This window comes from Acinetobacter vivianii, assembly GCF_014635885.1.
In the GTDB taxonomy this organism is placed as follows: Bacteria; Pseudomonadota; Gammaproteobacteria; order Pseudomonadales; family Moraxellaceae; genus Acinetobacter; species Acinetobacter vivianii.
Map to the genome: position 1 here is coordinate 539661 of NZ_BMDR01000001.1, position 15571 is coordinate 555231.

The 15571-nt window shown below is 35.5% G+C and carries 16 protein-coding genes and 1 pseudogene; 3 read left to right on the top strand and 14 right to left on the bottom strand.

All coding sequences use genetic code 11. The features are described 5' to 3' along the window. Positions 1-241: 241 nt before the first annotated feature. Positions 242-1750, top strand: coding sequence for a phospholipase D family protein (locus tag IEV36_RS02540; RefSeq protein WP_005257789.1), 1509 nt, complete (start codon positions 242-244; stop codon positions 1748-1750). 25 nt (positions 1751-1775) lie between these two features. Here the strand turns inward: IEV36_RS02540 and IEV36_RS02545 are convergent. Then, a pseudogene (locus tag IEV36_RS02545) lies at positions 1776-2400 on the bottom strand (class I SAM-dependent methyltransferase). Positions 2401-2421: 21 nt separating this feature from the next. Beyond that, entirely contained in the window at positions 2422-3012 is a 591-nt protein-coding gene (locus IEV36_RS02550; RefSeq protein WP_005257791.1) for a uracil-DNA glycosylase family protein, read from the bottom strand. A 714-nt stretch (positions 3013-3726) separates the two neighbouring features. Here IEV36_RS02550 and IEV36_RS02555 point away from each other — a divergent pair. Then, entirely contained in the window at positions 3727-4788 is a 1062-nt protein-coding gene (locus IEV36_RS02555; RefSeq protein WP_005257792.1) for a NucA/NucB deoxyribonuclease domain-containing protein, read from the top strand. Between the two features lie 53 nt (positions 4789-4841). After that, positions 4842-6248 (top strand): molybdopterin-binding domain-containing protein, encoded by a 1407-nt coding sequence (locus IEV36_RS02560; protein ID WP_005257793.1) that lies wholly within the window; start codon positions 4842-4844, stop codon positions 6246-6248. A 127-nt stretch (positions 6249-6375) separates the two neighbouring features. Here IEV36_RS02560 and IEV36_RS02565 read toward each other — a convergent pair whose 3' ends face one another. The 12 genes from IEV36_RS02565 to ftsB form a co-directional block, all read right to left on the bottom strand. Next, positions 6376-7488 (bottom strand): OmpW/AlkL family protein, encoded by a 1113-nt coding sequence (locus tag IEV36_RS02565; protein ID WP_005257794.1) that lies wholly within the window; start codon positions 7486-7488, stop codon positions 6376-6378. A 658-nt stretch (positions 7489-8146) separates the two neighbouring features. Continuing rightward, positions 8147-8596, bottom strand: coding sequence for a hypothetical protein (locus IEV36_RS02570; protein ID WP_005257795.1), 450 nt, complete (start codon positions 8594-8596; stop codon positions 8147-8149). A gap of 126 nt (positions 8597-8722) precedes the next feature. Continuing rightward, positions 8723-9301 (bottom strand): hypothetical protein, encoded by a 579-nt coding sequence (locus IEV36_RS02575; protein WP_005257796.1) that lies wholly within the window; start codon positions 9299-9301, stop codon positions 8723-8725. A 104-nt stretch (positions 9302-9405) separates the two neighbouring features. Beyond that, complete coding sequence (locus IEV36_RS02580; RefSeq protein ID WP_005257798.1) at positions 9406-9666, bottom strand: hypothetical protein; 261 nt, start codon at positions 9664-9666, stop codon at positions 9406-9408. 172 nt (positions 9667-9838) lie between these two features. Then, positions 9839-10936: an LLM class flavin-dependent oxidoreductase gene (locus IEV36_RS02585; RefSeq protein ID WP_005257799.1), complete on the bottom strand. Its 1098-nt coding sequence runs from the start codon at positions 10934-10936 to the stop codon at positions 9839-9841. A gap of 229 nt (positions 10937-11165) precedes the next feature. Beyond that, positions 11166-11864 (bottom strand): histidine phosphatase family protein, encoded by a 699-nt coding sequence (locus tag IEV36_RS02590; protein ID WP_005257800.1) that lies wholly within the window; start codon positions 11862-11864, stop codon positions 11166-11168. A 184-nt stretch (positions 11865-12048) separates the two neighbouring features. Further along, entirely contained in the window at positions 12049-12921 is an 873-nt protein-coding gene (locus IEV36_RS02595; RefSeq protein WP_005257801.1) for an MBL fold metallo-hydrolase, read from the bottom strand. Positions 12922-12923: 2 nt separating this feature from the next. Then, positions 12924-13343, bottom strand: a complete 420-nt coding sequence (locus IEV36_RS02600; protein WP_005257802.1) for a DUF6691 family protein — start codon at positions 13341-13343, stop codon at positions 12924-12926. After that, positions 13343-13759 (bottom strand): YeeE/YedE family protein, encoded by a 417-nt coding sequence (locus IEV36_RS02605; RefSeq protein WP_005257803.1) that lies wholly within the window; start codon positions 13757-13759, stop codon positions 13343-13345. Before IEV36_RS02605 ends, IEV36_RS02600 begins: the two co-directional genes overlap by 1 nt. A 117-nt stretch (positions 13760-13876) precedes the next feature. Beyond that, the gene (locus IEV36_RS02610) at positions 13877-14353 is read right to left on the bottom strand and encodes a DUF6438 domain-containing protein (RefSeq protein ID WP_004772374.1); all 477 of its coding nucleotides are present in this window, start codon (positions 14351-14353) and stop codon (positions 13877-13879) included. A 152-nt stretch (positions 14354-14505) separates the two neighbouring features. Then, the gene (gene ispD, locus IEV36_RS02615; protein ID WP_005257804.1) at positions 14506-15210 is read right to left on the bottom strand and encodes a 2-C-methyl-D-erythritol 4-phosphate cytidylyltransferase; all 705 of its coding nucleotides are present in this window, start codon (positions 15208-15210) and stop codon (positions 14506-14508) included. Next, a complete protein-coding gene (ftsB, locus tag IEV36_RS02620) occupies positions 15194-15565 on the bottom strand; it encodes a cell division protein FtsB (protein WP_004772376.1) in 372 nt (123 codons plus the stop codon). The genes ispD and ftsB overlap by 17 nt, the downstream gene beginning before the upstream one ends. Positions 15566-15571 lie beyond the last annotated feature (6 nt).

A 15571-nucleotide genomic window follows, 5' to 3' on the forward strand; every position in this document is an offset into this window, starting at 1 on the left:
ACTCAATATCTATTGATCCACAGATGATAATGTTGCATTGATTCAAACTTATTTATATATGAAAAAAGATAGTGAAAGTGGTAACCAGTTGATTCTGCTTACAATTACATTTAACCATTGGAAAGAAAAACCATTTAGATATATAAGAAAATCAAACACCTATACATTACTCTTGGATTCACGCTTGACCACTAAAATGATAAACAATTCATACCATTTTAAGATAACGACACTTGTTATTATGTTAGGAATTGGTGGTTGTTCTTTACCACCGAATGAAAATCATGATCGGAGTAATTCCTTGCAAACTAAAACAAAGTGGATGAATGACCCACAGGCCGATCTTAATATTGAAAACGGTTTAACGGCTTTTTTAGCTTTGGATGATGCTTTTCTAAGCATTGCCTCACGTATTCATTTAATCAGAAATGCCAAGCATCAGCTTGATTTACAATACTATATCTGGAATGACGATGCCATTGGCAATCTGATGCTTCATGAACTGCTGAATGCTGCTGATCGTGGTGTAAAAGTCCGCCTGCTGATTGATGACCAAAATGGAATAAAACTGGATAAGACTCTAAAAGCCCTTGCCCAGCATCCAAATTTTGAAATCCGTATTTTCAATCCTTATAAATTTAGACACCTCCGTTTTATTGATTATATCTTCCGCTTAAAACAGATTAACCATCGCATGCACAACAAGCTTACGCTGGCAGATCATTCTATTGCTGTTACTGGTGGACGAAATATCAGTAGTGAATATTTTGATGCTGGTGACCAGTTTCAGTTCAGCGACATGGATATTTTATTTTACGGCAAAGCAGTAGAGCGAGCGGAAGATGTATTTGATGAGTTCTGGAATCATTCACTGAGCTATTCAACAGAACAATTGTTAGGTCATGGCTCTGCTCAGCAACTTGAAAACCTAAGAATCTCATATAAAACGCTGGATCAGGTCAATACACCAACCGAAGATAAATTAGAAGCCGCACAAGATTATTTAAAATTACGTTTAGAAAATTATCCAATCCAGTGGGCCAAAGCCCATTTTGTGGCTGATCATCCAGATAAGGCACGCGGACAAGCACAACAACAGCAACTTCTCTATTCCCAAGTCCTCAATATTATGGGCAAACCAGAACAACACATGGAACTGGTATCTGCCTATTTTGTTCCGACTGAACGTGGTACGGCCTATCTCAATCAACTTTCTAAAGACGGTATCAAAGTAAGGGTACTGACCAATAGTCTGGTTGCGAATGATGTGGCCGTAGTTCATTCGTTCTATAGCCAGTATCGTAAGCCGCTTTTACAAAATGGTGTGCAGCTTTATGAGTTTAAGCCCAACATCGAGCGTAAAAAGCGGACTTGGTATGAAATTGCGACAGGAAGTGTCATTCCCGTCAAAGGTAAAAATCGCTCCAGCTTACACGCCAAGTTTTTTGATGTTGATGGAAAAGTTTTTATTGGTTCATTTAACTTTGACCCACGCTCTGCTCATCTAAATACTGAAGTGGGTTTGGTGGTGGAATCTGATCATTTACAAGACCAGATTACCGCAATGCTCGACCAGCATTTATTACAAGTGGCTTATCAACTTAAATTAGATGAACATGGCAATATTGTCTGGTATGAGCATAAAGACAATGGTGAAGTTATTCAGCATCATCATGATCCTGAAAGTACCAGATTCCAACGCTTTACCATGAATGTGGTGTCATATTTCCCTGTAGAGTGGATGATGTAGACCTTATTCAGGTTTATTGATTATCTTAACCAGATGACATTTCAAATAAGCACAAACCTGCTATTTCTAAAGGCATTTTGATAACATCAAAAGATGCCTTTTTTAAAGCATCAATATGCTCTTGTTTACTCATAAAAAGTTGATCATTTTGCATCGCATCAGGCGCACAAATATGATCACAAACCAGATAATAGCCTTCAGATTTTAATAAGGTCTTCACGATTTTATGAAAATCGGTTGCATATTTCTTATGGCGAAGCTCATGTAAAGCTTGATGAATGATGATGATGTCAAATTTTTGAGTTAGGCTATCTTGCCATCGGCTCTTTAAAATCTCCGATAATGTAGGTTGCTCGTGCTTTTTCAGTGGCATTTAATTTCTCTTGTGCAAGGGTGTGCATCACTTCAGAAAAATCAAAAGCGTGATATTTAATACCATCAAGTTGCGATAACAAATGTTGAGCTAAAAAACCAGGCCCAGACCCCAGTTCTAATATATGGCAATTATTACCGATATGAGCTTTTATAAAGTCTACATAATACTGAAAGAAGTCCTGTCTCCATGGACGTTTTGCATTTGCTGTTTCTTGCCATTCAAGCGCATCTGCATAAAGCCTTAAATCAATAGGACTAGGGACATCATCACTCATAGCTTCCCTCCTCTTTTTTAATTACACCAAACCAATTTGCTGAAAAAATTGTTGATAGACTTCTGCTTTCTTTTCTAATGCTAAGGGATAGGCGCGTGACGAAGAAGGTAAACGATATAAATTCAGCTCCCGATCAAGATGTTTAACCTGTACAGATTGCCCTATCATTGGTTTTATTGGCTGATCTGGAAAATGCTGCATTAGTGTATCCGTTGCCTTATCCCCCGTTGTCATGATGGTATGACACATTGGTATTTGCTCAAGTAACTTTGATAAATCTGTGGGTGTGACAATTTCTAAAAACTTATCCGATGCATTACCCTGCAAGCGTTTAATCTGATACGCCGTATCAAATATTCCTACCCCAATCTCAGTTAGAAACTCACGAATTTGTTGTTCTTTAAAGTTTTTATTGGGTAAATCTAAAAAATGATTTTTATCATTAAAGAAAATAAGGCCAAATATTCTCCACATGTCATTTTGATAGTTAGGATAGTAAAAATCCATCTTCCAGCGGCTTTGTGGCGGTGGAAAACTTCCCAACATCAATAGCTTGGCATTGGAAGGTAAAAACGGTTGTAGTGGATGTGTTTCTATTTCTATATCAGTCATTTATATCAATAGCCAAATTTCAAATTGAATGAATATTTTTAATCATTTTATCGAATTTTCCAGTTTTTTGCTTGGTTCTTTGAGGTGCTAAGAATCGTTTTTTTAACAATAATAAAGCTCTCAATTATCATAGATTATAGAACTCATATTCGGATTAATACCCTTATAATATCACTAAACTATTTCGATTAATAACTTAATCAGACCAACAAACTAACTTTATAAAGTTATATATCTAAATTTGACACATAAAGTAAAAAGTAACGCCAACAACATGTATATCAAAGGGACTTTTGGACCTGCATTTTTTCAGCTCATATAGATAGTAGCCCCCATGGATATATTTTTTTAAGACTGATATTTATGAACAGATAACCTTATTAAATACACAGAAATAAAGGTATAGGAACTTCTTATGAACTTATTTCAAAAAGGAATATTTATTAAGATAATTGTAATAAAAAAGCTTACTATTTAAAATAAGTTAACAAATTATTTTAAATAAAATATGCTATTTAATTACATGAAAAATAAAATATTTTTATGATTATCTTTACAACTCCACTGTGTAAAAAAAGACCATATGATAAATATAAGTTAATAATTTTTAACAAATAAATTTACTTTTTAATTTTTTTATTTATTATTTGTTCGGGTTTTAGATAATTTAAAGGAAATTATTTGAAATTTTTTTACTAAAAAATTGGAAAATTCATGTTAAATATAACTAAATATATAATGGGCATAAGTGCTTTGTTTATAGCATCGAGTAGTTACGCAGCGAGTGCTTTAGATGTATCACCAATTTGTAAAACAGTGGGTAAAGATCTTGATAGTTTTATAAGTAGAGGGTCACATTGTCTAATGTCAGAACAGCGAGAAATAGCTTTAACTGATGCACAAGGCCTGAATGTTGGTACTGCAAAAGTTACTGCATATGTTTATTCTGATAATCCTAAAAATGCATTAACCTGGAGTTATAAATATAAATTACGTACTCAAATTATTGGAAAGCCTGGCGAATCTTTAAAAGTACGTCCAGAATTGTATTGTTATGAATGTACTGTAAAAACTGTATATGGCAATCCTATTAATTTAGTTAATGGTTTATCTGCAGAGTCAATTACCACATTTACACCCTCAAAAGCATCTCTTGCAACATCAAATCCTTTATTTTTATCTCCCAGTGTTAGTTTTCAGGTTGCAAAAGTAAAAGAATCTTTTGATAATGCAGGCTATTTGGACCCAGGCCTTTATAATCCTAGTGTAAGGTGTGATATTGGGAAGGCCAAATTAAACACACAGGGCTGTGTCTATCCCAATGCACCAGCGATTATGACCACAATTAAACTTACTGATCCTGATGTAGATGAATCTGCAAAGCATATTAAAGAAGCCTTTTTAGCAGGAAAACCGGGGGAGTTTATTGCTAGTGCACCAAACTCACTATTTAGAACGTCAAATTCAAGACCTTTACATCGTCTTAGAGATGCAGGAAAACGCAAAGAACATCGAGCCATTTCCGTCAAAAACTGTAAGGCAAAATATGGTCCAACTGTGGGTTCGAAATGCTTCTTTACAGGTGATTCTGATGAAGTTGCAACGGATTGCGATTGTGATGAATTTCCATTTGCGGCAACAGATGAAGGTGGAGCAGATGCTTCCGTGAAAAAGATTGACGCCTCTGATAATCGGAGAGCAGGTGCTCGTTTAGGTGCTTTTTTTAGTGCGGAAAGAGTGCTAGATCAAGATGAATTCTTTTTAAAAGTTGATTAATGACTCATTTAAAGAGGTAGCTCAAATCAGAGCTACCTCTTGGACTTATACTTATGCGTAAACTTCCCGTACCTGAAGATCTTCCATATGATCTGACCACGATTTATTATCGCCTTTTTATGCAGCTTCCTCTGGGGGAACTAAAGGATACTGTAAACTTAGAAATGGCACTTAATCAAGTAAATGCAACTGATATTCATGCTTTACAGGACTATCCAGTCCATAACATATCTGCTTACACCGGTTGGGCTATTAATTCAGAATCAACTCAAGCTGCAAGTAAACAGCGGCCAATATTAATCGATAACCTATACTGCTGGGGATCGCAACTTTATCGTTCAGTGAACCCATACAAGTTGGATCTGAGTGGTAAAAATCTACTCAGAATTCCACAATATACAAAATTACCTGAATCTGTTGATGCTGTTATTGCAGAAGAAGATAAGCGTTTAGATATTTCTGATTATGATAATAAAAAAATTATAGCACCTGTCTCTACAATGCAAGGCGTTATCCAGCAAGGCAGCGTAATTCAACAAGGTGATCTAATCTTAGCTAAAAATGAAAAGATCACACCAGAAAAATTGATTGCACTCAGACGCTCTGGAATTAAAGAAATCACAATTTATAAAAATCCACGAATTATGGTTGTGAGTATGCATTCCTTTGATGAGGAGCATTCATTTTGTGAAGAAAGCTTGTACGTTAAAGACGTATTGAAAACGTGGGGTTACGATAACGTTGAGATAAAGCAACTTAAGCCACAGCGTTATGATTCAGCATACAATAGCCGTAAGAAAGAGAAAGACCCAACTTTAGATGAGACATTAACAACTGATTGGGAAAGTTATAATCGTTTTTTTGAAGAACATATTCCAAATTTTGATGTAATGATTATCTGTTCTCACAAGAACATTGGTGGATCAGTATTTTCAATCGGTAGACTAACGACTTTTGATCCTGGCAGTATGACCTCAAATTTCCAAACACGCTCTATTCCTGCTGCTGAAATGGGTATTATTAGAAGTATGCCTAGAACTCCTGAAGTACGTGAAATCGTACCGCTCATTGATGATCAAGGTAATCCTAGAGGTTCTAAGACCGTTATCACAGAAGATAAAACGACGATCATTAATCTCCCTGGTGATATGCAAGACATTGCCTTACTCATGCATTTCATGGTGAAGTATATTCTAAATAAACATGATCCAGATTTTCTCAACAAAATATTTATAAAAGGTCGCGCTAAACAAAAAATTGAAACAGATCTGGTTCAAAAGAGACTAGTATGGGGCAAATATCAACTTCATGATGATGGTCAGTATGACTTAGAGATAATTGAAAAGCAGCATGCTTATGAAATAGAACCTTATCTGGTTGCGAACTGTATTGTCGTTGTTCCTTTTGCAGAACAGCCGATCCAAGTTGATGAAAATGTTTATTTTATAAAAATTGACTAACTTTATATTAAATTTTGGATAATTATAAAAAACCATAACGATGTAAGTTATGGTTTTTTTTGAATTTAATAGAAAAATTGAAAGATGTCTATTACTCTCTTAAAGCGCTTTTTCATCGATCTCTGTACTAGAAACGATATCCCACACCAACATAAGTAATCAGTGGATCAATATCGATCTTGGTTGTCGCGTGAATTAATTTACTGCCTGTATTTTTGTTGACGACATCAATAGTGGCTTTATTATTTAATTTGGCATAGGAAACTGAACCGACTCCATACCAAGAATCATTAAAATCATAAGTAAAACCAACGGAAACAATAGGTGCAATCGCATCATCCGCATCTACTTTGACAGTCATATCACCACTTGAGACTTTTCGGTCTAAAGCAGCTCCACCTTTACCATCCAATACATTTTGAATCATATGCCCAGCTGAGATCAAATCAGCTCTAATTCCTTCATTAAGCTTAATCTGGTTAAAATGAGCATACATCAGACCAGCGCCAACATATGGTCTAAATTTATCTACGCCACCTGTACCAAACTGATATTGTGCTTCTATCGCTGGAGTCCATGCGCGAACTGTTGCAGCTTTGGACTTGTTACCTAAATTTGTAATAGGAATAGATTGACCTAAGGTAATACCATCAGGGAACAAAATCTTTACGATTTCATTTGGAGAAACTGCTAATCCAGTTAGAGGCGCTGCAATTTCTCCCTCTCCTTTAATATCAACTTTCGGTGGAACGCCCCCGATTAACTGTAATGAAACTTTGTCATTCAAATAATAATTAAACATTAAACCTAAAGTATCGACATCATCAACTTCAAGACCCGCATCATTTTGCCGCCAGTTTTCTAACCCATAAATATTAGCACTACCAGCAACTTCTGGCAGGATATTGCCATTTCCATCAGTTAATATTGCTGCCAAAGATGGCTCATTTAAAGCAAACTCGAGAAATTCTTTTTGGTTAAACTGCTCTCCTCCTAGATCAGTTCCCATCGCATTCGGATCAACAGAGTTTAAGAAGCTAGTCGTCGAAATACTTCCGACTTTGGTGACCGTTCCATTTTTAACATTGGTATTAATATTAAAGGGATTCGCCTTACCTTGCGGCATCACATGTAACCAACCTGCCGAGACCGAGAATCGCTTAAATTCTTGGGCATAAGTTAAGTTGGTTAAAGACATCAAAGTTGTTGCGATTACAATTTTTGTTGCTGTTTTTTTCATTTTATTTCTTCCTGAAATTCCACATTACCTGATTTAGTAATATGTTTTTTGAATATAACTACAAATGTTTTTTTATCAAACAATAAATTTTACTTACTGATAAAAGGTGACTAATCACTAATTTTTTGTGATGAAATTAACAAAATTAACTGTAGTTAAAAGTAGCGCTTATAGAAAAAATACCCTCTTTAAGGAATTCTTATAGATATACTTACGTGAATAGTGTTGTTACTCTTATAAAGATACGGTCAGACAATAAGTACAAAAGGTCAATACATAAAAAATACTTCATCTATTAACTTCAGCGTACTTAAGTGTAATTGCATCATAATAAACAAGATTCCTTCAGCTACTTAACGTTCTTAATTTATTTGTAATGTTTTAAATTATTGAAAATACTATTCTTTATTAATTTTATTGCTGAAATTATAGTTTCATTAGACATAAGCTTTGAGTACAGCCAAAATGGCTGAGTAAGACGCTTAACTTATAGTATCTTCTTTCTAAGCAATAAAAAAACTGACCATAAGAGGTCAGTTTAATTTAAATAAAACAGTGACTTAATAAATTAAATTATTCTATTGCTAACTTGAATACCTATTTATGCTTTATTAAGTTGTTCTAATCAATAATTAGAAGTCGTAATTACTAAAAAATGCTATCTACAAGTTTCATTATTCAAAATCACACTACCTAAAGTCTCTCCAACTTTATTTTTATAAAAGACCTCAACTTTATGATCATTAACGCCCATATATTTAGAGCTATAAAGCTCTTTGCACCAAACCTGATAACTATCCTTGGTACTTATAAAATCAGCTAAATCTTTTTCTTCAGTTTCAGATATATCTAAAGCTGGGCTGAATGTTACTGAAGAATAAAATGGGGTCGCGGAAGCTGATGTTATTTTTACCAACTCATTAGATTTATAAGTCACTGATTTTGAAGTCTTCTCAGTCGACTTCTTAAAATACTCAGTCGCCCGATCAAGATCTATAAACTTAAAATCCTGCCCAATAATTCCTTGTTCTTTCAATTCATCATCAGTATTAGCTGTTACATTAAAACTCAAGGCCAATAGCATTGAAGTAATTAAAATTCTTGTCATAAAAATACCCCTTTATTATGCAGGTAATTTATCAAATGGCTGATACGAAGTCATTAAAAAAATATACAAAAATGAATTTATTTATAAGGAGTCATCTATGTAATAGAGTAAGAGAAATATATTGTATTATTTCTGATATACCGTACATAAAAAAGGGTCTCCTTTATTAAAAGTAGTACCATCAAAATCTATAGAATAATTTTCACCAATTGTATGAAAATAACTTTGATATCCTGTCTCTTTTACCTTTTTATCAAATTTAGAAACGAAGTCATCAAACACAATAGAAAAGTTCGGATTTGCAATTTCTAGTATTTCTTTACAGTATTTGAGTGCTTCTTTTTTTGAAGATTCATAATTATTTGGATATCTTGAAAAGACAGCTATAGCTCTCCAATCATTTCCTTCAGAAGCTCTATAAATACCAATATCAAGCCAATGTTGATCTGGAGTAAATTCGTAATCCAGATTAGCATCTATGGGATTGTACCTGACAACATTCCCATCTTCTCGAACAGCATGTTTTAAATCAGGATACTTTTGTAAAATATCGTCGGCATAAATAAATATTGGATGACGTTTATCTTCAGGTAATTCTGCTAAAATTTGATATGCCTTTTTAACTTCTTGATCATGATTAAAGGTTGTCTTAGAACATCCAGTCATAGTAGTGACTAATATACTTGATATTACTATTCTTTTCATAAAATACCCTCAATATCATGAGGGTATTTATAGCATACATTAAAAATGAATGTTGAACAGTCTAACCAGACTTTTCTACCATCCAAACATTCTTGTATTTTTCATTATGCATTAAATTCCGCTTGGGTCATCTCACCCAGGTAACAAATCGACATGGCAAACAAGTTCACTGGCTGTGTTGAGGGATCACTTTTCTTGATCCATTCAGCACCAATTGCATTCAACTCATTTAGTTTCGTTTTAGAAACAGGTGGTAGAAAGGATTCTAATGGCAGTTGAATGTTAAAACTTCTTGTATTTCCATTATTACTTGCATCATTAAAAGTATAACCAATCAAATACCAATGATATTTTTGTTCAGACATTTGTTATTCTCAAGTTTAATAATTGAGATATTTTTATACCATAAAAAATCAAAAAACATGTTCAAAAATCAATCAATTGAATGTTTTTTGTCATATAAATAAAGCACTCACAAGTCAGTATTTGATCAGTGGATGACCTTTTCTACCCAAGATCATCCACCCATCACAAGAATTAGGACGCAGATTGAAGCAATCCTTTTTCTTTCAATATCGGCATAACATGTTCTCTAAAATATGGAAATTCTTGCGTATAGTTTAGAAATGATAATGTAGTACCTGAGAATCCCGTGTGCTGTAAAGAAATCAGTCCGTCCGCAACCTGCTCTGGTGTACCTACTAATGGGAAACCGCCATGCCCCACAACAATACGTTGGCGTAATCCTTCAAATAAATCAGGCGGGAAAGATTTACAGAATGAAAATAAGGTATCTATTAAATGTTGTACTGCACCCTCATCTGCATTATTCAATTGTCGATCCCATTCTGCTTGGGCTTCTTCCTCTGTAGGACGACAAATGACATGTGAAAAGGTCAATACTTTAATACTTCTATCAAGTGCTTCGGCTTCTTTCTTCAGTTCTTTAATTTCAGAAACAGAACGCTCAAGATCTGATGCAGGTGTAAATAAGAAATCTGAATTTTTAACTGCGAATTCACGGCCTTCTTTAGAGCCTGCCGCATTAAAGATCGGTGGAGCTGGTATCAAATTCGGCTTTCCATAAGTCCCTTTCGTTTGAAAGAACTTTCCATTCCAATCAAAGGATTCTTTACTCTGCCAAGTTTTCTTAACTAATCCATACCACTCATGCGCATAATCATAACGCGTTTCATGATCATCTGGCAGTTGTAATCCCATTGCGTCATATTCAGGTTTGTTCCAACCTGCGATAATATTTAAACCGACCCGATTGCCACTGATTTGAGCCATGGTCGCAATTTGCTTGGCAACGACAACTGGATGGTTTAACGCGCTGTGTAATGTGGCGAATACATGAATTTTATTGGTTTTTGCTAATAAAGCTGATGTCCAGGTCACGGTTTCCAGAACTTTACCATGAAAATCCTTTTCACCGCCATGGCCAATAAATCTCGCAGCAGATAAAAGAAAATCAATTCCAGCGTCATCAGCCATTTGTGCCAGTTCCAGATTTTTCTCCCAACTGGCATCCCAGCCATCTTCCAAAGTAGAAGCAGTGAGTCCTCCAGAACAATTAAAAGCAAAAATACCCAGCTTAAAATGATCTGATAAATTAAAGTCATGTTGAGACATGTTTTTTCCTTTTTTTAATGTAAATGAGTAAATGTGGAAACTTTGAATTCTTTATTTATCAAGTAAGCGTTATATTCTAACGTGGATTTAAACTTTTTTAATTATGTGAAATATAAAGTAATATAAATTTTTCTTCCCGTTCCTTTTCAAGCTTCAAATATTTTTCTATAACTTTGGTTAGCGGATGGTCAAGTCAGGCATTATATTGAATATTGTACCCAGCTCTACTTTAGAGCCAGGTTAATAAGTTTGGATTTTTTGATTTGATAAATTGGTGTTCATTCATACTGATGAGCTGAAGTGCGCCATTACTCAGTTTTAAAGTGGTAACACTTGTATTTGCAATCGACCAGCTCAGCGCGAAAGTACGTTGTACACTCAACTCAAGTAACTTTCCAATAATCACAGAGATAACACCACCAGAAGTAAATACAATCGCTTCCTGAGGCTGCCGATCTACTAACTCAGTACATAAATTTTGTAATGCCTGATTTACTCTGGTTTTAAAAACAGGCCAAGATTCATCGTATTCATGATGAAATTCATCATTTGCCCATCGCTCAATTGCCTTATCAAAAATTTGCGCCAAATAAGCCCTTGGATCAACTTCTTTAAAAACATCCTGTTTTAATACTTCTGGCTGCGAAAATCTAGGTTCATACAGTGAAAACACCTGTTGGTGATTAAACTCATTCCACAATCCATCGGTCTTATACATGGCCTGAGGAAAACATTCACTTAAAGAAATTTGTGTGGTTTGCTGATGACGTTTCATACTCCCTGAAACGATATAAGGCTGTTCAGTAAAAATATTCTTGAAATATTGACCCAAGAGTTTTGCTTGTGCTTCGCCATTTTCTGACAGCTCATCATAATTAGTTTTGCCAAATGAAGCTTGACCATGTCTGACTAAGTAGATGGTTGTCATTCCTATATCCTGATTGATGTAAGTCTCAAAATGGATGTAGTTTTAACATAGCTCTTTCTTAAAGTACAAAATTTTTGTTTTGACTTTTTGTTGGTCTTTGCTTGTGCTCGCTGTTTCAAGCTTAATATTACTTAGGCTATTTAGGAAAAGAAATGCGATTTTTAAACGTCATATTTTGGAAAATTCAGGATTTAAAATAATTTAAAGGAAGCTTTAAATAACGAATTTCATTGGCTTCAGGTTCAGGAAAACGCCCTGCATCCATATTGATTTGAATCGCAGGTAATATCAGCTTTGGCATTGATAAGGTTGCATCTCGTGCCTGCCGCATTTTTACGAATTCCTGTTTTGGCGTTGCGGCATTTAAATGAATATTAGATTGTTTTTGAGCCTGAATACTGGTTTCACAAACGTACTCATCTCGCCCTTCAGGCTTATAATCATGGCAAAGAAAAACTCGGGTCTGTTCGGGTAATTGATAAAGTTTTTGTATGGACTCAAACAGCAGGTCTGCACTCCCTTTGGGGAAATCACAACGTGCTGTGCCGTAATCAGGCATAAATAAAGTATCGCCAATAAAAACAGCATCTTCAATTACATAGCTTAAACATGCAGGTGTATGACCAGGTGTTGGAATATTAAATGCATCTAAATGTCCAATCTGGAAATGCTCATTATCTTTAAAAAGATGGTCAAATATTTGTTGGGAATTAAAATACTTTATATCAAGATCATAGATCGCACTAAAAGTCTCCTGAACCACAGCAATTTTTTCACTCATGGCAATTTTTCCACCAAGTTGTGATTTTAAATATTGCGAAGCCGTTAAATGATCAGCATGCACATGTGTTTCTAAGATCCATTCAACTTCTAAGGCCTGAGTTCGAATATAGGCAATAATCTCATCGGCATGCGTTGTTGAGGTTGTCGCAGAAGCGGCATCATAATCCAGTACACTATCGATAATTGCGCAATAACGGGTTTCAGGATCACTGACAACATAGCTAAAGGTGTTACTATTTTCATCAAAGAAAGCTTTAACTTGTGGATTTGACATTGCTACTCTCCGCTTGATTTGGCCCAAAGATGATGAAGAAACATACCGATTAACATGGCAATAATGAAATACCAGATTTGTGTATAACCGAGTCCAATTAAAGTAAGCGCTGGTGCTGGGCAAATACCTGCAATTCCCCAACCTATACCAAATAGAACCGCGCCGATAATCAGCTTTTTATCGATCTGACGATTCTGCGGCAATGCTATCGTTTCTCCCAAGATAGTTCTAGGATGACGGATTGCTTTTTGAAATGGAATAAATGCCACAGCAATTGCACCAATCATTACAAACATCAAACTGATATCCCACTCACCCAAAATATCTAAGAAGCTTAACACTTTTTCGGGATTTGACATTCCTGAAATCATTAAACCTAGCGCAAATATGCTTCCAAAGATAAAAGCAAATAGGTTTTTCATCATATCGCTCCCAAAAGATGACGTGCGACATAGACCGTGAGCATTCCCACAAGCATAAATGTAACGGTTGCGATGATTGAACGGATTGATAAACGGCTAATCCCACAGATTCCATGACCACTGGTACACCCTGAACCCAATCGTGTACCAAAGCCCACCAGTAAACCCGCGGCAATCAAAGCAAATGGAGAAGAATCCAAAATAATCTGTGGCTGTACGAATAACTGATAAATAAAAGGAGTAACAATTAAGCCCATCAAGAACCAGAAAGCAGAGCTTCCAATGAAAGATTTCGGTTGTAAGAGTTGAGCAATTAACCCGCTAATGCCAGCAATACGACCATTTATATATAAATAGCCGATAACAGCAGATCCAATCAGCCCACCACCAATCAAAGCCAGAATAATGCTGCTCATCTTCCTCTCACAAAACAATATATGTTTTTATAATATGTTATTTTTAATCTTTATACAAATGAAAAAAGGCTTAACTACATTTGCGTAATTAAGCCTTCTCTTTAAGCGAAGTCGAGATTAACGTACTAAATCTTCAATACCAATCGTCTTAGGCAACTTTTCAATCACTTTATTGAGCTCAGCATTTGCTGGAGAGATGCAGCCTGTGTAGTGGCTTAACTGAGTCACTGTACCATCTGGACGTTTCCATGCAAAGAAAGCACTTTGGTGATCAGTTGCTGTTTCTGCACAGCCCGTTGTTTTTACATTCGCGCCAGTCGCTGGACGGTAAGTTTTTAATTCTTGTTGGAGCTTGGTATAAACAGAAGGATCAACTTTTAAATCCTGAGTACCTGTCACTTTAGTATATTGTTTACCATCAAAATGAACAGCGCCTTCAGGTGTAATCTCAACAGAATAGATTGGACAAGTACCAAAACAAGGGCTAGTAGAATAGCGAATTGTTTCCTGTACAGTATCTTCAGGCTGTTGAGGAGTCGTTGCGCAGCCAACTAAAGAAAAAGTAAAAAGGCCCGCAAGTAATAATTTTTTCATTTGTTGATCCGTTATAAAGTATGTTGTTCAAATTTAACAAATCGTCAGTTTTTTGTCATTTAAGTTAATGTAAACAAACAGTAAACTTCACTGAGTTTTACTTAGGCTATTACAGCACTGAGAAAAACTGATTTATAGAGCAAACGAAATAATTATGAATGAATTTGAGATTGTAAAATGAGCCGCGCCAATTCCAGATCATCGGCATAAGTAATTTTAATATTATCAGATCGTCCCTGCACCACTTGCACAGGTTCTTTCACATATTCCAAAGCACTTGCTTCATCTGTAATCACAATATGATCTGCTAAGGCCTGTTCAATTGCACTTTTTAAAACTTGCAATCGAGCCATTTGTGGTGTCTGAGCTTGCCACAACAATTCACGGCTTACCGTTTTCTCGATCTGATTCTCGCTTGGGACTTGTTTTAAAGTGTCACGTACTGGAATGGCCAGAATTGCACTTTGATTTGAATGCTGTGCTGACTCAACCAAACGGGTTAAACAATCCGAAGTAACACATGGGCGTGCCGCGTCATGAACCAATACCCAATCATTTTTATCTGCAATTTCAGACAAATAAATCAAGGCATTTAAAACAGAGTGCACACGCTCGTCACCACCTTCACAAAAATGCAGATTATCTTTATGTTGAAACGGCAGTGTTTTGGCAAAATTATCTTGCTGACCGATGGCAAGCACACATCCGGCCAGATCAAGTGTATTTAGACGATTAACGGTATGTTCAAGTACAGTATGATTTTGAATATACTGATATTGTTTTAATTCAGTTTTAGAAAAACGACTGCCCGAACCTGCTGCTGGTACAACCGCCCACAGCTTAGTCTGGGTTTTCATTCGTTGCAGTATCTTCTTTTGCGTTTGGATCAATATAAATCGGTTTGTAATGGGTACTGATTGTACTCATTTGCACAAATGTTTCATTGGGTTTAATTAAACCTAAATCTAAACGTGCATGTTCTTCAATCGCTTCGCTACCATTTTTTAAATCAAAAACTTCGGCAGCTAAAATACGATTTCGTTCTTTTAATTCAGTATTAATTTCAGCTTGTTGAGTAATTTGCTGAGTTAAGGCTTGGTGAGGGAAATAGCCGCCCTCACCTAACCAGAATTGATACTGCAAGCTTGCAACCAAAACGACTGCAAGCAACAGAATCAATTTACTCGAGGTCGATCGAAACATCTCTAACATGAAAAA